Source organism: Microcella flavibacter (assembly GCF_012530535.1).
Taxonomy (GTDB): Bacteria; Actinomycetota; Actinomycetes; order Actinomycetales; family Microbacteriaceae; genus Microcella; species Microcella flavibacter.
The window spans coordinates 433,166-458,487 of record NZ_CP051299.1; the positions used below are offsets into that span (position 1 = coordinate 433,166).

Annotated in this window: 19 protein-coding genes and 1 riboswitch; of the genes, 8 read left to right on the forward strand and 11 right to left on the reverse strand. The window is 72.8% G+C overall.

Going from position 1 to position 25,322, the window contains the following annotated elements; genetic code table 11:
- The first annotated feature begins 56 nt into the window (after positions 1–56).
- Both HGB54_RS02065 and HGB54_RS02070 read left to right on the forward strand, forming a co-directional pair.
- A complete protein-coding gene (locus HGB54_RS02065; protein WP_168914980.1) occupies positions 57–1,988 on the forward strand; it encodes an ABC transporter ATP-binding protein in 1,932 nt (643 codons plus the stop codon).
- Entirely contained in the window at positions 1,985–3,793 is a 1,809-nt protein-coding gene (locus HGB54_RS02070; protein ID WP_168914981.1) for an ABC transporter ATP-binding protein, read from the forward strand. Before HGB54_RS02065 ends, HGB54_RS02070 begins: the two co-directional genes overlap by 4 nt.
- 31 nt (positions 3,794–3,824) lie before the next feature.
- Here HGB54_RS02070 and HGB54_RS02075 read toward each other — a convergent pair whose 3' ends face one another.
- From HGB54_RS02075 to HGB54_RS02085, 3 genes are all read right to left on the reverse strand, one after another.
- A complete protein-coding gene (locus tag HGB54_RS02075) occupies positions 3,825–5,780 on the reverse strand; it encodes a hypothetical protein (protein ID WP_168914982.1) in 1,956 nt (651 codons plus the stop codon).
- Positions 5,781–5,906: 126 nt separating this feature from the next.
- Positions 5,907–6,272 carry an MGMT family protein gene (locus tag HGB54_RS02080; protein ID WP_168914983.1) on the reverse strand — a complete coding sequence of 122 codons (366 nt, stop codon included), beginning with the start codon at positions 6,270–6,272 and terminating at the stop codon, positions 5,907–5,909.
- 39 nt (positions 6,273–6,311) lie between these two features.
- Complete coding sequence (locus HGB54_RS02085; RefSeq protein ID WP_168914984.1) at positions 6,312–6,764, reverse strand: GNAT family N-acetyltransferase; 453 nt, start codon at positions 6,762–6,764, stop codon at positions 6,312–6,314.
- A gap of 127 nt (positions 6,765–6,891) precedes the next feature.
- On the opposite strand from HGB54_RS02085, the gene HGB54_RS02090 reads away from it, so the two are divergent.
- Positions 6,892–8,106, forward strand: coding sequence for an NADP-dependent isocitrate dehydrogenase (locus tag HGB54_RS02090; protein ID WP_168914985.1), 1,215 nt, complete (start codon positions 6,892–6,894; stop codon positions 8,104–8,106).
- 93 nt (positions 8,107–8,199) lie between these two features.
- Here HGB54_RS02090 and HGB54_RS02095 read toward each other — a convergent pair whose 3' ends face one another.
- From HGB54_RS02095 to HGB54_RS02110, 4 genes are all read right to left on the reverse strand, one after another.
- Positions 8,200–8,622: an Hsp20/alpha crystallin family protein gene (locus HGB54_RS02095; RefSeq protein ID WP_168914986.1), complete on the reverse strand. Its 423-nt coding sequence runs from the start codon at positions 8,620–8,622 to the stop codon at positions 8,200–8,202.
- A gap of 169 nt (positions 8,623–8,791) precedes the next feature.
- Entirely contained in the window at positions 8,792–10,261 is a 1,470-nt protein-coding gene (locus tag HGB54_RS02100) for an FAD-dependent oxidoreductase (protein WP_168914987.1), read from the reverse strand.
- Positions 10,258–11,169 carry an FAD:protein FMN transferase gene (locus HGB54_RS02105; RefSeq protein ID WP_168914988.1) on the reverse strand — a complete coding sequence of 304 codons (912 nt, stop codon included), beginning with the start codon at positions 11,167–11,169 and terminating at the stop codon, positions 10,258–10,260. Before HGB54_RS02105 ends, HGB54_RS02100 begins: the two co-directional genes overlap by 4 nt.
- Positions 11,153–11,593, reverse strand: a complete 441-nt coding sequence (locus tag HGB54_RS02110; protein WP_168914989.1) for a hypothetical protein — start codon at positions 11,591–11,593, stop codon at positions 11,153–11,155. The genes HGB54_RS02105 and HGB54_RS02110 overlap by 17 nt, the downstream gene beginning before the upstream one ends.
- A gap of 373 nt (positions 11,594–11,966) precedes the next feature.
- Here HGB54_RS02110 and HGB54_RS02115 point away from each other — a divergent pair, with 373 nt between their 5' ends.
- Complete coding sequence (locus HGB54_RS02115) at positions 11,967–15,275, forward strand: S8 family peptidase (protein WP_228545892.1); 3,309 nt, start codon at positions 11,967–11,969, stop codon at positions 15,273–15,275.
- A gap of 162 nt (positions 15,276–15,437) precedes the next feature.
- Here the strand turns inward: HGB54_RS02115 and HGB54_RS02120 are convergent, their stop codons facing one another.
- Genes HGB54_RS02120 through purU form a run of 3 tightly spaced genes read right to left on the reverse strand, consistent with a single transcriptional unit; the run spans position 15,438 to position 18,126 of the window.
- Positions 15,438–16,091, reverse strand: coding sequence for a DUF1349 domain-containing protein (locus HGB54_RS02120; protein ID WP_168914991.1), 654 nt, complete (start codon positions 16,089–16,091; stop codon positions 15,438–15,440).
- Positions 16,088–17,260: an N-acetylglucosamine-6-phosphate deacetylase gene (nagA, locus tag HGB54_RS02125; protein ID WP_228545893.1), complete on the reverse strand. Its 1,173-nt coding sequence runs from the start codon at positions 17,258–17,260 to the stop codon at positions 16,088–16,090. Before nagA ends, HGB54_RS02120 begins: the two co-directional genes overlap by 4 nt.
- Before the next feature lie 8 nt (positions 17,261–17,268).
- A complete protein-coding gene (gene purU / locus HGB54_RS02130; protein WP_168914992.1) occupies positions 17,269–18,126 on the reverse strand; it encodes a formyltetrahydrofolate deformylase in 858 nt (285 codons plus the stop codon).
- A 129-nt stretch (positions 18,127–18,255) separates the two neighbouring features.
- Here purU and HGB54_RS02135 point away from each other — a divergent pair, with 129 nt between their 5' ends.
- Positions 18,256–19,551, forward strand: coding sequence for an MFS transporter (locus HGB54_RS02135; protein ID WP_168914993.1), 1,296 nt, complete (start codon positions 18,256–18,258; stop codon positions 19,549–19,551).
- A 79-nt stretch (positions 19,552–19,630) separates the two neighbouring features.
- Here HGB54_RS02135 and HGB54_RS02140 read toward each other — a convergent pair whose 3' ends face one another.
- Complete coding sequence (locus HGB54_RS02140) at positions 19,631–20,830, reverse strand: low temperature requirement protein A (RefSeq protein WP_168914994.1); 1,200 nt, start codon at positions 20,828–20,830, stop codon at positions 19,631–19,633.
- A 97-nt stretch (positions 20,831–20,927) separates the two neighbouring features.
- A riboswitch (ZMP/ZTP riboswitch) is annotated at positions 20,928–21,011 on the forward strand.
- 50 nt (positions 21,012–21,061) lie between these two features.
- On the opposite strand from HGB54_RS02140, the gene glyA reads away from it, so the two are divergent.
- The 3 genes from glyA (at position 21,062) to HGB54_RS02155 (ending at position 25,236) form a co-directional block, all read left to right on the forward strand.
- Complete coding sequence (glyA, locus tag HGB54_RS02145; RefSeq protein WP_168914995.1) at positions 21,062–22,336, forward strand: serine hydroxymethyltransferase; 1,275 nt, start codon at positions 21,062–21,064, stop codon at positions 22,334–22,336.
- Positions 22,337–22,350: 14 nt separating this feature from the next.
- A complete protein-coding gene (locus HGB54_RS02150) occupies positions 22,351–23,238 on the forward strand; it encodes a bifunctional methylenetetrahydrofolate dehydrogenase/methenyltetrahydrofolate cyclohydrolase (RefSeq protein WP_168914996.1) in 888 nt (295 codons plus the stop codon).
- A gap of 288 nt (positions 23,239–23,526) precedes the next feature.
- Positions 23,527–25,236, forward strand: a complete 1,710-nt coding sequence (locus tag HGB54_RS02155; protein ID WP_168914997.1) for an ABC-F family ATP-binding cassette domain-containing protein — start codon at positions 23,527–23,529, stop codon at positions 25,234–25,236.
- Positions 25,237–25,322 lie beyond the last annotated feature (86 nt).

Sequence of the window (25,322 nt, forward strand, 5' to 3'; positions counted from 1 at the left end):
CGCACCGCACGCCCGCACCGCTGCCTCCCTCACGAGGGGAAGCGTTCTCCCGAGGAATGATCGTGTCGACCACCGCCGTACCGAAGCCCCGCCTCAGCACGTTCCGCGCCATCGCGCGGTTGTACCCGTACGCGAAGCCCGCCATGCCGCGCATCTACCTGGGCATGGTCGCCGCCCTGCTCGCCGGTGTCGTCGCCCTCGCCATCCCGCTGGTGCTGCAGGTGCTCATCGAGGGCTCGCTGCAGTCCGGCGACGCCTCCGGCATCCTGCCCGCGGTGCTGCTGGTGCTCGCGCTCGGCGTGCTCGAGGCGATCATGATCGCCCTGCGCCGGTGGTTCGTGCTCACCCCCGGAACCTTCATCGAGGCGCGCATGCGCAACGGCCTCTACGCGAAGCTGCAGGATCTCCCCGTCGCCTTCCACGACCGCTGGCAGTCGGGGCAGCTGCTGAGTCGCGCGGTGAGCGACCTCAACCTCATCCGCCGCTGGATCTCCTTCGGTCTCGTGCTGCTCATCGTCAACATCGTGACGATCATTATCGGTTTCGGGGTGCTCATCTACTGGAGCGTGTGGCTGGGCCTGCTCTTCCTCGTCACCTCCATCCCGCTGTGGGTCTACGGCTACCTGTTCGAGAAGAAGTACTCGATCATCGCCCGGCGCGCGCAGGACCAGCAGGGCGATCTCGCCACCGCCGTCGAGGAGAGCGTTCACGGCATCCGCGTGCTGAAGGCCTTCGGGCGCGGCAAGCACTCCCTGCTGAAGTTCGCCGACCAGGCCGAGATGCTGCAGGGCACCGAGATCGCCAAGGCGCGCGCGATCGGCGGCATCTGGTTCTGGCTCGTGCTCGTGCCCGATGTGACCTTCGCGCTCGCCCTCTTCGGCGGCGTCGCGCTCACGGCCGCCGGCGAGCTGCAGGTCTCCGAGCTCTTCGCCTACTTCTTCACCGCGACCGTGCTGCGGTTCCCGATCGAGTCGATCGGCTTCCTGCTGTCGATGACCTTCGACACCCGCACGGCCGCCGACCGCTTCTTCGAGGTCATGGACGAGGAGAACACGATCACCGACCCCGCAGCGCCGCTGACGATCGCGGCGCCCGAGGGTCGTCTCGCCTTCGAGGGCGTCGAATTCCGGTACCAGGATGCCGCGCTCACCGAGCCCGCCACGCTCGCGCGCATCGACCTCGCCCTCGAGCCGGGCGAGACGATGGCGCTCGTCGGCATCACCGGCAGCGGCAAGACGACGCTCACGGCGCTCGCGACGCGCCTCTACGACGTCACAGGCGGGCGCGTGACGCTCGACGGCGTCGACATCCGCGACCTCAGCCGGCCCGAGCTGCGGCGCCACATCGCCATGGCCTTCGAGGACGCGACGCTGTTCTCGGCGAGCGTGCGCGACAACGTGCTGCTCGGCCGCCCCGACCTGACGCTGAGCGACGACCCCGCCGACGCGGCCGAGGCCGAGCGGGTGCTCGCCGAGGCGCTCGACATCGCGCAGGCCGCCTTCGTGCACAGCCTGCCGAAGGGCGTCGACGCGATGGTGGGGGAGGAGGGGCTGAGCCTCTCCGGCGGTCAGCGCCAGCGCCTCGCGCTCGCGCGCGCCGTCGCCGCCGACCCGGCCGTGCTCGTGCTCGACGACCCGCTCAGCGCGCTCGACGTCGACACCGAGGCACTGGTCGAGGCGGCGCTGCGCCGCGTGCTCGCCAAGACCACGGGGCTCATCGTCGCGCACCGCCCCTCGACCGTGCAGATGGCCGACCGGGTCGCGCTGCTGCAGGAGGGGCGCATCACCGACATCGGCACGCACTCCGAGCTGCTGCAGCGCAACGAGCACTACCGCTACGTCATCTCCTCCCTCGAGGACGAGGAGCTCGCGCAGATCGAGCGCCTGTCGCGCGAGAAGAAGCTCGCCGAGGAGGAGGGCCGCCGCCGCGAGGACTTCGAGCGGGAGAGCCACGTGATCGAGCGCAGGAACGGGGAGGTCAGCCGATGAGCGTCACCGGAGTGCAGGGCGAGGAGCGCGACGACTTCACCCGCGACGAGAGCCGCCAGATCCGCGACCGCTCGCTGCGCCTGCTCGGCTCGCTGCTGCGCCCGCGCCGCAACCGGGTCATCGTCACGATGATCGTCATCATCGTCTCGACGGCCCTGCGGGTCGCGGGCCCGGCGCTCATCGCCTTCGGCATCGAGCGCGGCCTCCCGGCCCTCGTGGACGAGAACGACTGGATGCCCCTCTCACTGATCGTCGGCGCCTACGTGCTGAGCGGCGCGGCCGGGGCGGCGCTCATCGCCGCGTACACGGTGATGAGCGCGCGGCTGAGCCAGGCCATCCTGCTGGATCTGCGCAAGCGCGTCTTCCTGCACACCCAGCGCCTCTCCCTCGAGTTCCACGAGTCGTACACCTCGGGCCGCATCATCGCGCGCCAGACGAGCGACCTCGACTCGATCCGCGAGCTGCTCGACTCGGGCCTCAACCAGCTCGTCTCGGGGCTGCTCTACATGGTGTTCACGGCCGTCGCGCTCGTGCTGCTCGACCCGACGAGCGGCATCGTGCTCGCGATCGCGCTCATCCCGCTCATCGCGCTGACGCGGTGGTTCCAGGTGCGCTCGCAGACGCTGTTCCGGCAGACCCGCGTGGCCTCGGCGCGCCTCATCGTGCACTTCGTCGAGACGATGACGGGCATCCGCGCGGTGAAGGCCTTCCGCAAGGAGGGCCGCAACGCCGAGCAGTTCGGCGAGCACGTCGAGGACTACCGGCACGCCAACGCCCGCGTCATCCAGCTGTTCGGCATCTTCGATCCCGGGCTCGTGCTCATCGCCAACGTCACCGTCGCGGCGGTGCTGCTCGTCGGCGGCTTCCGCGTGGTCGACGGCGGCCTCGCCCTCGGCACGCTGCTCGCGGTCGTGCTCTACACCCGCCGCTTCTTCGACCCCGCGGAGGAGATGGCGATGTTCTACAACTCGTACCAGTCGGCCGCCGCGGCGCTGGAGAAGATCTCGGGTGTGCTCGAGGAGGAGCCCTCCGTGCCCGACCCCACGACGCCGATCGACCTGTGGAAGGCGCGCGGCACCGTGCACTTCGACCAGGTGCGGTTCCAGTACACCGAGGACGCGGTCATCCTGCCCGACCTCGAGCTCGAGATCCCGGCCGGGCAGACCATCGCCCTCGTCGGCACGACGGGCGCCGGCAAGTCGACGCTCGCGAAGCTCATCGCGCGCTTCTACGACCCGACCGACGGCGCGGTGACGCTCGACGGCGTCGACCTGCGCAAGCTGCACCCGAAGGATCTGCGGCGGGCGATCGTCATGGTCACGCAGGAGGCGTACCTGTTCTCGGGCACCGTCGCCGACAACATCGCGCTCGGCAAGCCCGAGGCGAGCCGCGACGAGATCGTACGGGCGGCGAAGGCGGTCGGCGCGCACGCCTTCATCGAGGCGCTGCCCGACGGCTACGACACCGACGTGAACAAGCGCGGCGGCCGCGTCTCGGCCGGGCAGCGGCAGCTCGTGTCGTTCGCGCGCGCCTTCCTCGCCGACCCGGTCGTGCTCATCCTCGACGAGGCGACCGCCTCGCTCGACATCCCGAGCGAGCGTCTCGTGCAGCAGGGTCTGCAGACCCTCCTCGCCGACCGCACGGCCGTCATCATCGCCCACCGCCTCTCGACGGTGGCGATCGCCGACCGGGTGCTCGTCATGGAGCACGGCCGCATCATCGAGGACGGCACGCCCGTCGAGCTCATCGCCGGCTCGGGCAAGTTCGCGCAGCTGCACGCGGCCTGGCGCGAGTCGCTCGTCTAACCCGCGCCGGGCATCCCGTCGTCGACCGGCCTCAGATGTGGCGTCGGCGACCGAAGACCATCAGCGTCCCCGACAGGAGTGCGAGGGCCGCGAGCCCGGCGAGAGCCGGTGCGCTCGCGCCCAGTGCCGAGCCGGTGCTCGCCAGGGCGTCGGGCTCAGTGCCGTTGCTCACCGGGGGCTGCTCGACGGGCGCGACGACGGGGACGACGTCGATCGTCACCGATGCTGACACCGCTCCGAGCGTCGCCGTGATGGTGTGGGGGCTCGCGGTGGGGAACGTCACCGACAGCCCGTCCACGACATCGGTGGGGACCGACGAGGTGAGGACAACGCCGCGTGTGTCGACCGCGTTGCCGAACTCGTCCTCGCCGGTGACGGTGAAGGACAGCGACCCGCCCTCGGCGACCGAGGTGGCCGACGGCGTGATCTCGAGAGAATCGGCGTCCGCGGCGACCACCGTGATGTCGAATTCGGTCGCGGGCGAGAACGGACCCCAGGTCGAGGTCGCTGTGATCGTGCAGACGCCGGCCGTCTCGAAGACCGCATCGCCCGTGAAGGGGCAGTCGCTCGAGGCGAAAGTCACGGCCGGTTGCGGCGACACCGGGTCGCCGAGGGAGTCGAGGACCGTGACGGGGGGCGTGAACGGCTCGCCCGCCGTTGCGGTGAGGTCAGCGGGCTCAGCCGACACGGCGACCGAGCCCGCGCCCGCGGCGAAGAGCGGGGTGGTGCCCGACCCCGAGGTGTCGGTCGCGCCGGTGAACCAGGTGCCGGTGCCGTCGGGGGACGTGTTCCACGCGGTGCCGGTGGGGGGATCGGCGAGTGCGCGGAACCCTGCATCGAGCGTGGGCCCGAAGACCGTCGTCGACGGGGTCGCGTCGCTGTAGGTCAGCGTGCGGCTGTTCCCGGTGACGAGTTCGGCCGCCGGGGCCAGCGCGATGACGCCGTTGTTGGTGATCGTCGCAGGGCCGACGAACGAGGCGCCGACGGTGGGCGTCAGCTCGGAGCCGAGGATCCGCCCGGTCGCGCCCACGGTGATCGAGGTGCCGCTCGGCATTCGGAGGATCCCGGACGGGATGCGGAGGTCGCCGTCGACGACGACCGTGCCCGGGGCGCCTTGAGCGACGTTGAAACTGGACAGGCCCGGCCCGAATACCGTCGATCCGGAGCCGACTCCCGAGCTCAGGACGACCGCGCCTTCCGCGCCGATGGTGAGCGACCCTGCGCCGCCCGTCGAGACGCCGTACGCGTCGCCCCCGCCGAGCGTGGACGCGCCGGAACCCGTGCCCGATGCCGTCAGCACGCCGCCGGTCACGGTGATGTCGGCGCCGCGGCCACCGGGCGTTCCCGCACCGCCACCGATCGCGACGCCGTAGGGCGAGGTGGTCGACGCGAAGACAGAACCGCCGGTCACTGTGACGACGCCGCCATCGCCACCTGGGTTGCCTCCTCCGTTCGCGCCCCCGATGGCGCTTCCGTACACGGCACCGCTCACCGCGGTGACGGTGCCGCCCTCGACGATGAGTTCTCCGGCGGATTGCCCGATCCCGCCCGCGCCGATGCCGCCGCCGTAGATTCCGCCGGTAGCGAGGATCGCCCCTCCGGCCACTCGGAGTGTGGCGCCCGTGGTCAGGATGCCGGCCTGCGTGAGCGAGCCGGAGGCGTTCGTCGTGAGCAGGCCTTCCGTACCGTCCGACGGGCCGGTGATCGTGAGCTCTACGCCGGTACCGATGGCGATCGATAGGAGGGTGAGGTCGTGGGTCGTGAGATCGATGGTGGTGTCGCACGGAACCTGGAGCTCAGTGGCCGCGGCCACGATGTCGGCCCCGATCACGATGGTGTTCGGAGCGCTCGAGCAATCGGCGAGCGCGGTGGTGAGGTCGGTGATCGTCGTCACGGTCGACGTCGCCGCCGCGGCCGGGGCGACGGTCGACCCGAGAACGAGGGCGGACGTCGCGGCGAGGAGAACAACGGTTCGAGGTGCGCGCAAGGGGGGTCCCGTCGTCGGCGACAAGTGTCGGAGAGCCTCAGTGTAAGCAGGGGGAGTGCCGTAATGACAGCACGGGATCGCCCGCATGCAAAGGGCGGCTGCAGGATGCCCGGCGCGAGCCGCGCGTCAGCCCACGCCCTCCGGCGCCCAGCGGCACGCCGCGAGGTCGAGGCGGTAGGCGTCGGGCTCGCCGCGCGGGCCCCGCCACCGGAGCGGAGTGGACTCGCGCTCGTAGTGCTCGAGCGCCGCGGCCTCGTGGCCGGCGGGAGGGCGCGCGTCGGCGCGCACGACCCGCCACCACGGCAGGCTCGAGCCCTCGCCGGCCATGACGCGGCCGACCGCCCGGGCTCCGCGGGAGCCGAGGGCGGCGGCGACGTCTCCGTAGGTCATGACGCGGCCGGAGGGGATCTCGGCGACGACGACCAGCACGGCGCCGCCGAAATCGAGCGGCGCGGGTGCGTCGTCGCGCGCGGGCTGCGGGCGGGCATCCATCGCAGGGGAGGGGCGGAGGGGCGAGCGGGAGCGGCGGCGCTAGATGCCCAGCGAGCCGATCTTCTCGCCGTACTCGGTCTCGCCGACCTCGACGAAGCCGAGGCGCTGGAAGAAGGCGCCGGGGCCGTCGTCGCCGGTCTCCCAGATGACGGTGATCGCGTCGAAGCCGCGCGACTTTGCCTCGGCGGCGAGCTCGTGCACGGCGAAGCGGCCGACCCCCTGGCCCTGCTTGGTGGCGTCGACGTTCACCCGCCAGATGCAGGCGCGGAACTCGGGGCGGTCGTGCTCGGCGTCGAAGTTGCCGCGGATGAAGCCGACCACCTCGTCGCCGCGCAGGACGACGCGGGCCCAGGTGGTGGTCGGATTGAGGTACGCGTCGGCCGCCGAGTACGAGACGGGCGTGACGTACTGCTCCTGCCCGGGGCGCAGGGTGAGGCCGTTGGCCGCCACGATGGTCTTCGCCGACAGCTCTTCCAGCCGCAGTTCGCTCATGTCCTCAGGCTATCGAGATCCCCGCGGACGGGGGCGGGAGATTTATCTCGATATCGAGATACCTCGGGCGAGCCGCTAGACTTCTGCGGGCTCCGCCGCAGGTGCGACGGACACCAGAAAGGACCCCGTGCAGAAGATCAAGGTCGAAGGAACGGTCGTCGAGCTCGACGGCGATGAGATGACCCGCATCATCTGGCAGTTCATCAAGGACCGCCTCATCCACCCGTACCTCGACGTCACGCTCGAGTACTACGACCTCGGAATCCAGCACCGCGACGAGACCGACGACCAGGTCACGATCGACGCGGCGCACGCCATCCAGAAGCACGGCGTCGGCGTCAAGTGCGCCACCATCACGCCCGACGAGGCGCGCGTCGAGGAGTTCGGCCTCAAGAAGATGTGGCGCAGCCCGAACGGCACGATCCGCAACATCCTCGGCGGCGTGATCTTCCGCGAGCCGATCATCATCTCGAACATCCCCCGCCTCGTGCCGGGCTGGAACAAGCCGATCATCATCGGCCGTCACGCCTTCGGCGACCAGTACCGCGCCACCGACTTCCTGTTCAAGGGCGAGGGCACGCTGACCGTCGAGTTCACCCCGAAGGACGGCGGCGAGGCCCAGAAGTTCGAGGTCTACCAGTCGCCCGGCGACGGCATCGCGCAGGTGCAGTACAACCTCGACGCCTCGATCATCGACTTCGCGCGGGCCTCGCTCAACTACGGCCTCTCGCGCAACTACCCGGTGTACCTCTCGACGAAGAACACCATCCTCAAGGCCTACGACGGCCGCTTCAAGGATCTGTTCCAGGAGATCTACGAGAACGAGTTCAAGGACAAGTTCGAGGCCGCCGGCATCACCTACGAGCACCGCCTCATCGACGACATGGTCGCGAGCGCGATGAAGTGGGAGGGCGGCTACGTCTGGGCCTGCAAGAACTACGACGGCGACGTGCAGAGCGACACCGTGGCCCAGGGCTTCGGCTCGCTCGGCCTCATGACCAGCGTGCTCACGACGCCCGACGGCAGGATCGTCGAGGCCGAGGCGGCGCACGGCACGGTCACGCGCCACTACCGTCAGCACCAGCAGGGCAAGCCGACGTCGACCAACCCGATCGCGTCGATCTTCGCCTGGACCCGCGGGCTCATGCACCGCGGCAAGCTCGACGGCAACGCCGAGCTCATCACCTTCGCCGAGACCCTCGAGGACGTCGTCATCACGACCGTCGAGAGCGGCAAGATGACGAAGGACCTCGCGCTGCTCGTCGGCCCCGACCAGCAGTGGCTCACCACCGAGGCCTTCCTCGAGGCCCTCGACGAGAACCTGCAGCAGCGCCTGGCCTAGCGCCGAGCGCGCGGTCGTCGACGACGGCCGCCAGAACGAGGGATGCCCGCGACGACTCGTCGCGGGCATCCTGCGTTCTCGGCAGAGGGCGGGCTAGGCCGAGACCTCCGCGCGATCCTGGGTCGTGGCGACGCTGATCTTGCGCGGCTTCGCCTTCTCGACCACGGGGATCATGACGCTCAGCACGCCGTTCTCGTAGTGCGCCGAGATGCCCTCGGTGTCGATGTCGTTGCCGAGGGTGAGCTGGCGCAGGAACGAGCCGGCGGGGCGCTCACGGGTGAGCCACTGCACGCCCTCCTGCGAGCGCGGGGTGCGCTCGGCGCGGATCGTCAGCAGCTGCCCGTCGACGTCGACGTCGACCGAGCCCGGGTCGATGCCGGGCAGATCGGCGCTGAGCACGAAGTGGTCGCCGTCGCGGTAGAGGTCCATGGGCATGAGACGCGGGCTCTCGCGCCGGTCGAGCAGGCTGCCGGCCATGCGGTCGAACTCGCGGAACGGGTCGAAGAGCATCGACATGGGGATCGTCCTCCTGGGTGACTGCCGCCCTCGCGGGCGGGGTTCCGAGAGTTGAGTCGGGGCGACTCAACTGCGGATAAATTAGCACTCGACCCGCGAGAGTGCCAGCCCCCGCCGAGTACGTTCGTGCAGGGCGAACGGATGCCCCGCCGAGGCCGCCCGAGGGTGCTCAGTACCCCGCGAAGTAGTCCGTGCGCACGCGCTTCGCGCCGGCGGCGCGCAGGGCCGAGGCGCCCGCGGCGACCACGGCGGGGGAGCCCGAGACGTAGCCCCGGCGCTGCCCGATGTCGGGCACGTGCTCGCGCAGGGCATCCACCGTCAGCGCATCGCGATCGAGCACGACGATGCGCGCCCCCGCCTGCTCGAGCGTCTCGCGGTAGAGGTGCTCGTCGGGGCTCGAGGGCACGAGCACGGCGACGACGTCGCGCTGCTCGCCGCGGTGCGCGAGCTCGGCGAGCTGGCTCACGAAGGGGGTCACGCCGATGCCGCCCGCGACGAGCACCAACGGCGTCGCGGCATCCTTCGGCAGCACGAAGTCGCCGCTCACCTGCGTGGCGCGCACGAGCGAGCCCGGCTCGAGGGCGGCGAGCTCGCGCTTGAAGGACGAGCCCTCGGCGAGCATCCGGGTGCCGATGGCGACGTGCTCGGCGGACGGGGCCGAGGCGATGGAGAAGATGCGGCGGGTGCCGCGCACGTCGGCCTTGTGCGGCAGGTGCAGCTCGAGCCACTGGCCCGCCTCGAACGGCACCGGGCGGGTCGGGGTGAAGCGCAGCTCGACCGCGGAGTCGGAGAGGGGGCGCGAGTCGACGAGGCGCAGCGCGAAGCCGCGGCGGCGCGAGACCGCGAAACCGACGAGGTTGCCGACGACGAGGGCGAGCTCGGGGGAGTTCGCGAGCAGGAACGGGCCGACCGGCTGCGCGAAGGGCAGGAAGATGAGCAGGCCCGCGACGGCGGCGACGAGCACCTGCTGCCACCGCCGGGGCGGGAGGGTGAGGGGCTCGGTGAGCATGTAGCCGGCGAGGAACACCACGGGCGTCAGCAGCACAGCGTTCTGCAGCACGTCGAGCGCGGGCAGGCCGACCGCGATGCCGCGGCCCACGTACACGACGACCGCGACGGCGACGAAGACGACGCCGATCTCGAGCCGGCGCGTGCGGTCGAGCAGCAGCAGCGCGCCGATCGCGACCACCGGCAGCATCGCGGCGGTGCCGATCCACCAGATGCCGACGGTGAGGCCGAAGAAGCCCGCGATGAGGACACCGGTCGCCGCGGGGTTGAGCAGGTGCCGCCCGCGCCAGACGAGCAGGTACTTCGACAGCGCGGCGAGGACTCCGGCGGCGGCGGCGCCGACGAGGCTCATGGTCGTGGCCTGCGGCGGCACGAGGCAGGCGATGATGAGCGCGGTGATGACGCTCGACTCGCGATGCGGCACGACGCGCGCGAGGCGCGCCGCGACCTCGTTCGCGCCGATCGTGGCGACGAGCACCACGCCGGTGACGCCGAGCAGGCCGAGCGGGTCGACCCCGATGATCCCGACGGCGCCGAGCACGACGCCCATGACGATGACGGCGGCGAGGGCGCCGACCGTGAGGCGGTACATGCTGACGCGGCCCGTGACGGCGTCGATCGCGGCTCTCATCGGAACAGCTCACCCTTCCAGTCGGCGCTCGACTCGATCGAGCCGTCCGAGAGCATCCTCACCCATGCGACGCCCAGCCGGTCGCCGATCGCGTGCGGATCGCCGAGCAGCAGCGCGGTGGCCGCCCCGTCGGCCACGAGCGCCGAGTCGGCGACCGCGAAGGTGCCGATCACGCCCTCGTCGATCGGGCGGCCGGTGACGGCGTCGACGATGTGGTGCAGGCCCGCGCCCCAGCGGCGGCGATCGAGCGCGCTCGCGCACAGGGCGCGGCCGTCGGCGAGCTCGACGACGCCGATCGCCTTGGCCGGGTTGGCCGGGTTCTGCAGCGCGACGCGCAGCCCCGCACCGCCCCAGGCGCGCAGGTCGCCGCTCGCGTCCACGATCGGGTCGACCACGTCGTGCTCGCGCAGCACCTCGCCGACGAGGTCGACGAGCAAGCCCTTGCCCGCGGCGCCGACGTCGAGCGTCACCGGGGCGACGGCGTCGAGCCGCAGATCGCCGTCGGCGGAGCGCACGAGCGTGATCGCGTCCTCCCACACGGGCGCCGCGAGCGGCGGGCCCGAGGGTTCGAGCCGGTAGGCGGCGTCGTAGCCGAGGCGCTCGAGCGAGGCTCCGACGAGCGGGCTCATGCGGCCGCCGGTGAGGGCGTAGAGCTGCTCGTACAGGCCGAGCAGCGGTGCGGCATCCTGCGGCAGCGGCCACGAGCCGGGGGCGGCGGCGATGCGGGCGACGAGGGAGTCGTCACGGAACCGCGACCAGTCGGCGTCGAAGCGCGCGATGCGCCGGGCGACCGCCGCGCGCGCCTCGGCGGGGATGCCGCCGGGGGCCTCGATCGACCAGGGGACGCCGATCGCCTCGAACGTCCAGGCCTCATCGACCGGGGCCGAGGCCTCAGCCGACGAGAGCATCCGCCTTGATCGCCTCGAGGGCCTCGAGGAACCCGCCGCTCGTGAGCGACGAGCCCGCGACCCGGGTGACCTGCAGCTCGTCGATGTCCTTGCCGACGACCTCGGCCTCGATGCCGCCGACGAACTGGTCCTGGTAGTACTGCGTCGTCGAGTTGCTGCCGCCGGGCGTCACCGCCACGGCCGTCACGATGTCGCCCTCGAGGGTGAGCTGCACGATGACCGACTCGGTGCCGTTCGGCGACTGGTAGGCGCCGCTCGCGCTGTACTCGCCGTCGGTGTACTCGGCCGAGGTGTCGGCGGGGCCGGCGGGCCCCTCGGCGGCCGCATCGCCCGCCGCCGAGCATCCGGCGAGCGTGCCGAGCAGGGCGAAGGATGCCGCTGCCGCGGACGCGGGAGCGGAGAACGAGCGGGCGCGAGAGGTCATGGGGTCTTCCGGAGGAGGTCGTGGGCGTCGATGCGGGGCGAGGGCGACGTGATCAGCATCCCGACGCCCGGTGGGTATTCGCTGTGCTCGGTGGGAGCGATTGCTGCACGGTCGATGCGAGGCGCCGAGGATTCGGTGGATACCCCGGTGGACGCAGAGTTCACCCGGTGGAAACAGAAAGGGTTGTCTACCCGCTTTCGGGGGGCTTATGGTGAGGCCACCACCCGAGCCCGACGACGACGTCGGGCCGTTCACGCCCTCCACGAGAAGGATGCACACCGCTGTGACACTAAGGGAGAGCCGCTCGTCGGCCCAGCACCGTCCACACCGTCCGCTCGCCCGAACCGCCGCAGCAGCCGCCACCGCGGCGCTCGTGGCCGCGAGCCTGCTGACGGGCACCGCCGCGAACGCGGCCCCCGGCGCTCCGGGAACCGGGGTCGGCGCGATCGACTTCGAGGCCGGGCGCTACATCGTGACGCTCGCCGAGCCGGCGGTCGCCGCCTACGAGGGCGGCGTGCCGGGCATCCCCGCCACCGCCCCCGAGGAGGGCGAGCAGCTCGAGGCCCGCCGCGCCCCCGTCGCCGACTACCGCTCGCACCTGCAGCAGAAGCAGCAGGAGGTCGCGGCCGAGGCCGACGTCACCATCGACTCCTCGTACACCGTCGCGATCAACGCCTTCGCCGCCGAGCTCACCGCCGAGCAGGCGGCCGCGCTCATCACGAGCCGCGACGTGCTGCAGGTCGTGCCCGACGAGATGAAGCAGATCCAGGCCGAGACCGGCACCGAGTTCCTCGGGCTGGACGGCCCGGGCGGCGTCTGGGAGGCCGTCGGCGGCGCCGAGACCGCCGGGGAGGGCGTCGTCGTCGGGATCCTCGACACCGGCATCGCCCCCGAGAACCCGTCCTTCGCCGGTGAGGCGCTCGGCACCGCGCCGGGCTCCGAGCCCTACCTCGACGGCAGCAGCATCGTCTTCGAGAAGAGCGACGGCGGCACCTTCGTCGGCGAGTGCGTCGAGGGCGTGCAGTTCAGCGCCGACGACTGCTCGACCAAGATCGTCAGCGCGCGCTACTTCGTCGACGGCTTCGGTGCGAACCGCATCGGCGACGCCAGCACCGGCCCCGGCGAGTTCCTCTCGCCCCGCGACGGCGACGGCCACGGCTCGCACACCGGCGGCACCGCCGCGGGCAACCACCGCGTCGGCACGACCGTGAGCGGCATCGACTTCGGCCCGATCTCGGGCGTCGCCCCCGCCGCCAAGGTCGCCTCGTACAAGGTCTGCTGGAACGGTCCCGACGCGACGGTCACCACCGACGACGGATGCGCGACGAGCGACCTGCTCGCCGGCATCGACCAGGCCGTGCTCGACGGCGTCGACGTCATCAACTACTCGATCGGCGGCGGCGCGGCCACCACCACGTACTCGCCCACCGACGACGCCTTCCTCGGCGCCGCCGCGGCCGGCGTGTTCGTGGCCGCCTCGGCCGGCAACTCCGGCCCCGGCGCGTCCACGCTCGACAACGCGAGCCCGTGGATCACGACGGTCGCCGCGAGCACCATCCCCGCGTACCAGGGCACGGTCACGCTCGGTGACGGGCAGGCCTTCGCGGGAGCATCCATCACGGTCGACATGTCGGAGGACGCTGAGCCGCTCACCGGACCGCTCGTCCCGTCGCGCACCCTGGCGGCGGCCGGCGCGCCCGACCCGGAGCTCTGCGGACCGGGCACGCTCGACCCCGCGCTCGTGAGCGAGGGCGACATCGTGCTCTGCGAGCGCGGCGTCTACGACCGCGTCGCCAAGTCGGCCGAGGTCGCCCGCGTGGGCGGCGCCGGCATGGTGCTCGTCAACGTGACCCCCGGATCGGTGGACACCGACACGCACAGCGTGCCGACCGTGCACCTCGACGCCGTCTACTACGACGAGGTCACCGCCTACGCCGCCACCGAGGGCGCCACGGCGACCCTCACGGCGGGCAACTCGACCGACGTCGTGACCCCGGTGCCCCAGGTCGCCGGCTTCTCGTCGCGCGGCCCGGTGCTCGCCGACGGCAGCGACATCCTCAAGCCCGACATCTCGGCGCCCGGCGTCTCGATCCTCGCCGCGGTCTCCAACCGCGAGGGGGAGGACCCGGCCTTCGGGTTCCTCAGCGGCACCTCGATGTCGTCGCCGCACATCGCGGGCCTCGCGGCCCTCTACCTCGGTGAGCGCCCGACCGCGACGCCCGCCGAGATCAAGTCGGCCATCATGACGACGGCGTACGACACGCTCGCCGCCGACGGCTCGACCGTGACCGACCCCTTCACCCAGGGTGCCGGCCATGCCGACCCGACCCGCTTCTTCGAGCCGGGCCTGGTCTACCTCAACGGCGTTCCCGACTGGCTCGGCTACCTGCAGGGCATCGGCTACGACGCCGGCGTCGAGCCGATCGACGGCAGCGACCTCAACCTCGCCTCGATCGCCGTAGGTACGCTCACGGCGCCCGAGCAGGTCACCCGCACGGTGACGGCCACGCAGGCCGGCACCTTCGAGGCCAGCATCCAGGGCCTCGCGGGCATCGAGGCGACCGTCGAGCCCTCGACGCTCACCTTCGGCGCCGCGGGCGAATCGCAGGAGTTCACCGTCACCTTCGCCCGCACCGATGCGGCGCTCGACGCGTACGCCTCGGGCTCGCTCACCTGGGCGTCGGGCGAGACGACGGTGCGCAGCCCGATCGTCGTGCAGCCCGTCACGATCGTGGCCCCGGCCGCGGTCGAGGGCGAGGGCACGACGGGCTCGGTGGACATCGCGGTGACCCCCGGCGGCACGGGCGACATCGCCCTGTCGACGACGGGCCTCTCGCTCGGCGAGCGCCTGCCGAACGCGACCGACCCGGAGGCCGAGAACTCGGGCTCCGGCGTCACCGGCGACTTCGCGGAGTACGTGGTGACCGTGCCGGAGGGGTCGGCGTTCACGCGCTTCGACCTCGACTCGGCCGATGACATCGCCGACCTCGACCTCATCGTCTACCAGCTCGACGCCGCCGGCACCCCCATCGCGGGGTGGCAGTCGGCGACGGGCTCGGCCGATGAGCGGATCGACCTGGTCGAGCCGGCGGCGGCCGACTACGCCGTCTTCGTCGACGTCTACTCGGCAGCGACCGAGACGGCCTGGGACATGACCGTCACCTCGATCGTCGAGGGGGGCGCCCCGCTCGCCCTCGACCCGGCCGTCATCGCCGGCGTGCAGGGCGAGGAGTCGATCGTCACCGCCTCGTGGGCCGACCTCGAGGCGCAGAGCACCTACCTCGGCCTGGTGCGCTACGGCGACACCGGCGCCGCGACCACGGTGCAGGTCGAGACGGGCGACGCCCCGGAGGAGCCCGTCGCGCCGGTCGCGCTCGTGGCCCCCTCCGTCAGCGGCGACGCGAAGCCCGGCCGCGTGCTCACCGCCGATCCCGGCGAGTGGGACGTCGAGGGCCTGACGTTCACCTACCAGTGGCAGGCCGACGGCGAGGACATCCGCCGGGCGACCGGGTCGACCTACCGGGTGACCGGCGGCGACAAGGGCGACGTCATCACCGTCGTCGTCACCGCCTCGAAGGAGGGGCTGCCCGACGGCACCGCCACCAGCGAGGGCGTCGAGGTCGGCAAGCCGGGCAAGCCCGGCAAGCCCGGGCCGAAGGGCGGCGAGCGCGTGATCGACTGATCACCGCGCCCATGACCGCGGCGGGGTCGTGATCGTCTTCTCGACCCCGCCGTCACGGCAGCGGCCCGCATCCTTGTTCAGGGGGATGCGGGCCGCTGCGCTGCGCCGACCGGTGGCGCCGGCGGCGGGACGGGCCCGTCCGGCGACGCCCCGCGGGACAGCTCAGGAGGGCGGAGCGGCGTGCAGCTCGAGATCGGGCGCGGTCTCGCGCCAGTCGAGGAACCGCACCGCGAAGCCCGCGCGGGTGGGGCCGCAGAGCATGGGCCCGATGCGGGCATCCCCCTCGGGGAACCGGGCGACCCGCACGAGGCGCCAGTCGTCCGCGCTCGCAGGGGCCGCGCCGTCGGGGGCCGCGGCGTCAGGGGTCGCGGCGTCCGCATCGAGCGGGCGCGACCGGGCGCGGATCACGACGGCGTCGGCGATGCGGGATGCCCGCACCGTGACCGCCCGTCCCGTCCAGTCGTCGACGCGCCCCGTCGACCAGTCGCTCGCGCCCAGGGTGACGACGGCGCCCAGCTGCGGGTGCCCGTCGCTCTGCTCGACGCCCGCCTTGATCCAGGTGGCGTCGTCGACGACGATGACCAGTCCCGCCTGATCGAACTCGCCGGTGAAGCCCTCGAGCGCGAAGGTCACCTCCACGGCGGTGCCCGGAGCCCACGGCGCGAGCAGCCCGTGCCCGTCCTCGTGCCGGAACCCGTAGGCGGTGTCGCGCCACCAGTCGCTGCCATCGACGGCCTCGACCACGAGCGATCCCTCGGCGTCGAGCGCGGCGGCCGCGGGCTCACGCGTCCAGGAGCCGCGCGACCAGTCGGTCATGACGCGCTCGCCTCGACGGACTCGGCGACCGGTGCGGGGCCGACCTCGACGCCCGCGGCCCACACCCGCTCGACCCGCCAGCCCTCGGCGAGCACGACGACGTCGGCGGCGAAGCCCGCGGCGAGCATCCCCCACTCGCCCTCGCGGCCGAGCACGCAGGCGGGCGTCGCGGTGAGCGCGCGCACGGCGGCCGTCTCGTCGACGTCGGCGACCTCGATCGCGGTGCGCAGCGCGACGTCCTGCGTGAGGGTCGAGCCGGCGATCGTCGAGGTGCCGTTGAGCAGCGCGATGCCGTTCTGCACGGTGACGTTGAGCGAGCCGAGCCGGTAGAAGCCGTCGGCGCCGCCCGCCGCGGCCATCGCGTCGGTCACGAGGGCGACCCGGCCGGGCGCGGCGCGGAACACCATCTGCGTCACCGAGGGGTGCACGTGCACGCCGTCGACGACGAGCTCGAGCGTCACGCGGTCGTCGTCGAAGGCGGAGGGGATCGGCCCCGGTTCGCGGTGGTGGATGCCCGGCATCGCGTTGAACACGTGGGTCAGCAGGCGCGCCCCCGCATCGAAGGCCGCGCGCGTCACGTGCTCGCCCGCCTCGGTGTGCCCGACCGCGACGATGACCCCGGCCGCGACGAAGCGCTCGATCGCGTCGAGGGCGCCGGGCAGCTCGGGCGCGACGGTGACCTGCACGAGGGATCCGCCGGCGGCGTCGAGCAGGGTCTCGACGAGCTCGGGATCGGGCTCGACGAGGTACTCCTGCGCGTGCGCGCCGCGCCGGGCGACCGCGAGGAAGGGGCCCTCGAGGTGCGATCCGATGATGGTTGAGTCGGCGGCGGCCAGCGCGGCGACGGCGCGCAGGCCGGCGACGATCGTCTCGACCGGGTTGGCGACGAGCGAGATCACCGAGCGCGTCGTGCCGTGCGCCCGGTGCACGGCGAGGGCCGCGCGGATCTCGTCGGGCCCGTTGTCGTAGGCCGCGCCGCCGCCGCCGTGCGCGTGCAGGTCGATGAACCCGGGGGTCAGGGTGCGGCCGGTCACGTCGAGGACGACGTCCGCTGCGGGAGGGGGATCCGTGCCGACGGCGGCGATGCGGTCGCCGTCCAGCAGCAGCCAGCCGTCGCGGCGGCCGTCGGCGTCGAGCAGGCTGCCGCCCGCGAGCAGGGTGGTGGTCACGATGCCTCCTACTTGAAGATGATCGTGCGGTGGCCGTCGAGCAGCACGCGGTCCTCGGCGAACCAGCGCACGGCCTGGCTGAGGGTGCGGCTCTCCTCGTCCTGACCGATGGCGACGAGCTCGGCGGGCGAGCGGGTGTGGTCGACCCGCACGACGTTCTGCTCGATGATCGGGCCCTCGTCGAGGTCGCTCGTGACGAAGTGCGCGGTGGCGCCGATGAGCTTCACGCCGCGCGCGTGCGCCTGCTTGTACGGGTTCGCGCCCTTGAAGCCGGGCAGGAACGAGTGGTGGATGTTGATGATGCGCCCCTCGAGCGCGGCGCACAGCTCGGGGGAGAGGATCTGCATGTAGCGGGCGAGCACGACGAGCTCGATGTCGTGCTGCTCGACCACCTCGAGCACGCGCGCCTCGAAGGCGGCCTTCTGCTCGGCGCCGACGACGGGGTGCGACTCGAAGGGCACGCCGTAGAAGCTCGCGAGCTCGCCGAGGTCGGGGTGGTTGCCCATGACGAGCGGGATCTCGGCCGGCAGCTGCCCGGCGCGCTGGCGGAACAGCAGGTCGTTGAGGCAGTGCCCGGCCTTGGAGACGAGCACGAGCGTGCGCAGCGGGCGCCCGACGCGGTCGATGCGGCAGCTCATGCCGTAGCGCTCGACGATGGGGGCGAGCGCGCGCTCCATGCCGGCGTGGTCGGTCTCGGTCTCGGTCTGCAGCCGCAGGAAGAAGCGGCCGGACTCGAGGCTCGAGAACTGCTGCAGCTCGGTGATGTTGCCCTGCGCCTCGACGATCGCGCCCGTGACCGCGTGCACGATGCCGGGCTGATCGGCGCAGACGAGGGTGACGATCCAGTGGTTCGGGTTCTCGCTCACGGAATCAGCCTAGGCCTGCGCGCGCGGGCGGCCGCGCGGCACGGCGGTACGATCGTCGGTGGCGACTCGAATCGATTCGCCCCGGGCTCGTCGGCCCGCCACGCCGACCACGGAAGCACTCTCATCTCCATGAACCAACCCGATCGCCCCTTCCCCTGGCTCGGACTCATCACCCTCGCGACCGCGATCTTCGTCTGCGTCACGAGCGAGTTCCTGCCCACGGGCCTGCTGCCGCAGATCGCCGCCGACCTCGACGTCACCGAGGCGCAGGTCGGTCTGCTCATCACGATCTTCGCCGGCACCGTCGTCGTCACGACCGCGCCGCTCGCCGCCCTCACCCGGCGCTTCGACCGCAAGCACCTCGTCATCGTCGTGCTCATCCTCTTCGCGCTGGCGAACGTCGCCGCGGCGCTCGCCCCGAGCTACGCCTGGCTCGTCGCCGCCCGCGTGCTCGGCGGCGTCTCGCACGGGCTCTTCTGGGCGGTCGTCGGCGCCTACGCCGGCTACCTCGTGCCGAAGCACCAGATCGCCCGGGCGGTCGCGGTGACGAGCGCGGGCGGCACGACCGCCTTCGTGCTCGGCGTGCCCGCGGGCACGGCGCTCGGCACGGCCGTCGGCTGGCGCGCATCCTTCTTCGTCATCGCCGGCGTCGTCGCGGTGCTGCTGCTCATGATCGTCAAGTTCCTGCCCGCCGTCGACCACCGCCAGACGCTCGCCACCGGCGAGATCGCGCTGCCGGCGCGGCGCGACGCGACCTTCCCCGGCGTGCTGTTCATCTGCCTGCTCGTGCTCATCGTGGTCGGCGGGCAGAACATCTTCTACACCTACATCGCGCCCTTCCTCATCGGCTCGGCCGGTTTCGCGGAGGAGAGCGTCGGCGCGCTGCTGTTCGTCTACGGCGGTGCGGGCGCGGTCGGTCTCGTGCTCGCCGGGGTCGTCGGCTCGCGCTACCCCCGGGGCGGCCTCTACGTCATGCTGCTCGTCGTCATCGGCGCGGTCCTCGTGATCGGCTCCTCGGCGGGCATCCCGGTCGTCGTCATCGTGTGCCTCGTCATCTGGGGCGCCGCGTTCGGCGGCATCCCCGCCCTGCTGCAGACGCGGCTGCTGCACACGGCCTCGCCGCGCGTGCGCGACGTGGGCGCCGCCCTGCTGACGACCGCCTTCAACATCGGCATCGGCGGAGGGGCGGCGATCGGCGGCGCGCTCTTCGACGTCATCCCCGTGCCCTCGCTCGCCTTCGTGCAGGCGGGCGTCATCGCGCTCGGCGTCGTGCTGCTCGTCGTCGCCGACGGCCGGCGCGCCGCGGCCTCGCGCGGTGCAGCCGCGCGCGAGCGCGAGGTCGAGGTGCTGCCCGAGTACACGAGCGAGATCCCCGTGCCGCCGCAGACCGGCTCGATCCCGCGGCAGCGGCCCTCCGGGCGGTAGGGGCGGCGGGTCGGCCCGGCGCCGACGGTCGCGCGCGCTCGCCGGGCTGTCGCGCCCGCGGCGTCGTCGCGCCCGCGTCTCAGCCCCGCGAGGCCTCGCCGCGACGACGGCGCAGCGCCGTATCGACGGCCGCGGCCGCGAGCAGCACGAGCGAGGCGGCCCCGGAGAGCGCCCAGGCGGGCACGATCGCCGCGAGGGGCAGCAGCAGGGCGACGACCACCGCGGCGCCGAGCAGCACCGCCGCGCCCGGGGCCTCGACCACGCGCCGGAACACCGCCGAGCCCATCAGGAACAGCACCGGCCCGCCGAGCACCGTCGTGACGGCGAGCGCGCTCATGACCTCGGGCTCGCCGATCACGGTCTTGTCGGCGACGCCGGTGAGGATGATGCCCGCCACGATGGGCACGTGCCCGTAGGCGTAGGCCGCCCGGGCCACGGCGCCCGTGCGCGAGGAGCGCTCCATGCGATCCTCGCCCTGCTGCTCGCCGCGGTCGAAGTACAGCCACCACATGCCGGCGGCCGCGAGGAACGCGCTCGCGAGCGCCGCGATGCGCGCGGGGCTCGACTCCTCCGCGACGAAGGCGAACCCGGTCACGAGGAACGACTCGCCGAGCGCGATGATGATGAAGAGGGATGCCCGCTCGGCGATGTGCGCCGCCGATACGTCCCAGCCGTCCATCGATCCGCGCCCGAGCCCCGGCAGCGCGTAGTCGGTGCGCGCCACGGCGTAGTCGACGGCGACCGCGGCGCCCCACAGCGCGACGAGCGCGACGCCGCCCAGCAGCGCTCCCGCGATCCAGGCGGCGCCGGTGAGGAGGAACCAGGCGGTGATGCGCATGAAGTCCGCGGCGACGGCGGGCTCGTGCCGCAAGGTGGCGATGATCATGAGCAGCGAGCGCACGACCTGCAGCCCGACGTAGCCGAGGGCGAAGGCGAGCGCCCGCTCGCCCCCTGACTCCTGGATCGACGTCGAGACCACGAGGCCGGCGAACGCGAGGGCGACGACGACGATGCGGACGGGCATCCGCGCCGGATCGAGCCAGTTCGTCACCCAGGTGGTGTTCATCCACAGCCACCACACGGCCCCGATCAGGATCGCCGCGCGCACGCCGTCGAGCGGCGTGGAGACGGCGGCGACCACCTCGCTGATCTGCGTCAGGGCGAAGACGAAGACGAGGTCGAAGAAGAGCTCGACGAAGGCGACGCGATCGCCTCGCTCGCGGTCGGAGGGGCGCATCACGTTCGTGCGCATCCCGAAGCGCACCGGCGAGCTCGTCATGCCGCGATCATCGCACGCCGGGGGTGCGCGGCCCGCGGCGCGAGCGGGCGGGCTCCGGGCGGATGCCCTGGCTGGCGTCGGGCGCGGGCGCGTACACTTGACCCGTCGCGACTGGCGTTGAGATGGGGCACCATCAGGGAGCGACCGACACGGTGAGCCGCCGTCCGCCTGGGCTGCTCGTCCACACACCCGCGAGCGCCCGCGCGCCCGCCAGTACCTGAGGAGCATCCCGTGTCCAGCCTGCCCAGTTCCTTCAACGACGCGCTCATCGACGTCGACCCCGAGATCGCCGCCGTGCTCGAGCAGGAGCTCGGCCGTCAGCGCGACACCCTCGAGATGATCGCGAGCGAGAACTTCGTCTCGCGCGCCATCCTCGAGGCGCAGGGCTCGGTGCTCACCAACAAGTACGCCGAGGGCTACCCCGGCAAGCGCTACTACGGCGGCTGCGAGTTCGTCGACATCGCCGAGAACCTCGCCATCGAGCGGGCCAAGAGCCTCTTCGGCGCCCAGTTCGCCAACGTGCAGCCCCACTCCGGCGCCTCCGCGAGCGCCGCCGTGCTGCACGCCCTCGCCCAGCCGGGCGACACCATCCTCGGCCTCGAGCTCGCCCACGGCGGCCACCTCACCCATGGCATGAAGCTCAACTTCTCGGGCAAGGTCTACAACGCCACCAGCTACGGCGTCGACCCCGAGACGATGCTCGTGGACATGGACGTCGTGCGCGCCAAGGCCCTCGAGGTCAAGCCGACGGTCATCATCGCGGGCTGGTCGGCCTACTCGCGCCAGCTCGACTTCGCCGCCTTCCGCGCCATCGCCGACGAGGTCGGCGCCAAGCTCTGGGTCGACATGGCCCACTTCGCCGGCCTCGTCGCCGCGGGCCTGCACCCCTCGCCGCTGCCCCACGCGCACGTCGTCAGCTCGACCGTGCACAAGACCCTCGCCGGCCCCCGCTCGGGCATCATCCTCAGCAACGACGAGTCGCTGTTCAAGAAGCTCAACTCGGCCGTGTTCCCGGGTCAGCAGGGCGGGCCGCTCATGCACGTCATCGCGGCGAAGGCCGTGGCGTTCAAGCTCGCGGCCCTGCCGGAGTTCGTGGAGCGCCAGGAGCGCACGATCGCCGGCGCGCGCATCCTCGCCGACCGCCTCACCCAGGATGACGCGATCGCCGCGGGCGTCAACGTGCTCACGGGCGGCACCGACGTGCACCTCGCCCTCGTCGACCTGCGCACCTCGCCCCTCAACGGCCTCGAGGCGGAGGACCTGCTGCACGAGGTCGGCATCACCGTCAACCGCAACGGCGTGCCCTTCGACCCCCGCCCGCCGATGGTGACGAGCGGTGTGCGCATCGGCACCCCCGCGCTCGCGACCCGCGGATTCGGCGAGGAGCAGTTCACCGAGGTCGCCGACATCATCGCGCGCACCCTCATGCCGAGCCCCGACGTCGCCGCCCTGCGCGGCCGCGTCGCGGCGCTCGCCGACGCCTTCCCCCTGTACCCGGGTCTGTGAGCGGGGGCTCCGGGATGCCCGCCCAGCGCCTCGACGGAACCGCCACCGCCCGCACGATCAAGGCCGAGCTCACCGAGCGCGTCCGCGTGCTCGCGGGCCGCGGCATCGTGCCCGGACTCGCGACGGTGCTCGTCGGCGACGACCCCGGATCCCGGTGGTACGTCGGCGGCAAGCACAAGGACTGCGCCGAGGTCGGCATCGCGTCGATCCGCCGCGACCTGCCGGAGTCGACGACGCAGGCCGAGCTTGAGGCCGTCATCGACGACCTCAACGCCGACCCCGCCGTCACGGGCTTCATCGTGCAGCTGCCGTTGCCGAAGCACATCGACACCGACGCGATCCTCGAGCGGGTCGACCCCGCGAAGGACGCCGACGGACTGCACCCGACGAACCTCGGCCGGCTCGTGCTGCGTGCGAGCCGCGAGATCGACACCCCGCTGCCCTGCACGCCGCGCGGAGTCATCGAGCTCGTGCAGCGCCACGGCCTCTCCTGGGACGGCCTCGACGTCGTCGTCATCGGCCGCGGCGTCACCGTCGGCCGCGCGATCGGCGCGCTGCTGACCCGGCGCGAGATCAACGCCACCGTGACGCTCACCCACACCGGCACCCGCGACCTGCCCGCGCACCTGCGCCGCGCCGACGTCATCGTCGCCGCCGCGGGCGTGCCCGGCATCGTCTCGGCCGCCGACGTGAAGCCCGGCGCGATCGTGCTCGACGTCGGCGTCTCGCGGGTCGTCGACGCGGAGACGGGCGAGTCGCGCATCGCGGGCGACGTGGCTGACGACGTCGCCGAGGTGGCGTCGTGGATCTCGCCGAACCCGGGCGGCGTCGGCCCCATGACCCGCGCACTGCTGCTCGCGAACGTGGTGGAGACGGCGGAGCGCGCGGCGGGCATCCACTAGCCGGTCGGTCGACCTCCTCGGCGTGACCGGGGCGTGCACAGATTCAGGAGCACGGGGTCGGAGCCCGGCGTGTTGCCGCCTGCCCGAGGCCGACGCGCCGGATGGCTCCTGCATGTCGGCGAACGAAAGCGCGGCGCCCCGCCGATGGCGTTTCGGGATGCCCGGCGCGGGTTGACGCCCGCGCGGGGGTTCGCGTACCGTCGACCCCGACATGCTGATCTGACGTCGACGACCATCCCGCGCCCGAGGCCCTGCCCGGCGGGATCACTGCGACTCGACGGGCATCCCATGTCATCTCCCTCGTTCTCCTCGGCGGCCGCTGACGGCGCCACGACCATCGCGACCGCCGCGACCGACGCGATCATCGCGCGCGGCCTCGCCCGCTCCTTCGACCGCGGGCCCGTGCTCGACGGCGTCGACCTCGTCGTACCCGCGGGCGCGCGCATCGGTCTCATCGGCGAGAACGGGGCGGGCAAGTCGACGCTGCTGCGCATCCTCGCCGGGCTCGACCCGGCCGACGCGGGGGAGGTTTCCCGTCCCGCGCGGCTCGGCTACCTGCCGCAGGAGGTGCCCTTCGACCCGACGGCGCCGGTCGGGTCGCTCATCGACGCGGCGGTCGCGCCGCTGCGCGCGCTCGAGCGCGAGCTGGAGAGCGCGGCGGCCGGGCTGGCGGGGGAGGCCGGGCGGGCGGGGGAGGCCGGCGGCGCCGCTCCGGCGGCCGCCGCCGACCGGTACGCCGGGGCGCTCGCTGCCGCCGAACGGGTCGAGCTGTGGGGCTGGCCGGCGCGCCGGGATGCCCTGCTCGACGGGTTCGGCGTGGCGGGCATCCCGCTCAGCACGCCGCTCGGCGCCGTGTCGGGCGGGCAGCGCAGCCGGCTGGCGCTCGCGGCCCTGCTGCTGGAGCGCCCCGAGGCCCTGCTGCTCGATGAGCCCACCAACCACCTCGACGACGCCGCGGTCGCGACCCTGCGCACGGCCCTGCTCGGCTGGCGAGGACCGGTGCTGTTCGCGAGCCACGACCGCGCCATGCTCGACGAGGCGGCGACGGCGATCGTCGACCTCGACCCGGCGCGGCGGGCGCACGGCGGGCCCGAGGGGGCGGTGGCGCAGCGCTACGGCGGCGGGTTCAGCGAGTACCTCGTCGAGAAGGCGCGCGAGCGGGAGCGCTGGGAGCAGCGCTTCGCCGAGGAGCAGCGGGAGCTCGACCGGCTGCGGGGCGGCGTCGCGGTGACGGCCCGGGCCCTCGATACCGGGCCGCGCCCGCCGCGCGACAACGACAAGTTCATCGGGCACTTCACGGGCCGGCGCACCGAGGCGGCGACCCGCCGACGGGTGCGCAGCGCCGAGCAGCGGCTCGAACGGCTCGAGGCCGAGCAGCTGCGCAAACCTCCCGCACCGCTCACCTTCTCCGGCGTGCCGGCGGGCACGACGCCGATCACCGACGGCGTGCTCGTGCAGCTGCGCGGCGCTGCGGTGTCCGGCCGGCTCGCGCCGATCGACCTGCGCATCGGCGCGCTCGACCGCGTGCTCGTGACGGGGGCGAACGGCGCGGGCAAGTCGACGCTGCTGGCCGTGCTCGCGGGGGCGCTCGCGCACGAGGGCGTTCGGGATGCCCGGCGCGGGCTGCGCGTCGGAACACTCGAGCAGGACGCCCGCTTCGCCGACCCCTCGCGCACGCCGCGCGCCATCTACGCGGGAGCCATCGGCGAGCAGCGCGCCGCCGCCCTCCCGCTGCGCGAGCTCGGGCTCATCGCACCCGCCGACCTCGACCGCCCTGTCGGAGCGCTCTCGCTCGGCCAGCAGCGCCGGCTCGCCCTCGCGCTCGTCATCGCGCGGCCGCCGCACCTGCTGCTGCTCGACGAGCCGACGAACCACCTGTCGCTGCGGCTCGCCGGCGAGCTCGAGGCGGCGCTCGGCACCTACCCGGGCGCGGTCGTCGTGGCGTCGCACGACCGCTGGCTGCGGGCCCGGTGGGAGGGGCGAGAGGTCGCGCTCTGACCGGCTCCGTGCGCGCAAATGCAGGACTCAGCGGCGGGGGTTCGGTGTGTCGCCGCGTCGCCGGAGCCGACACGCCGAGCGAGTCC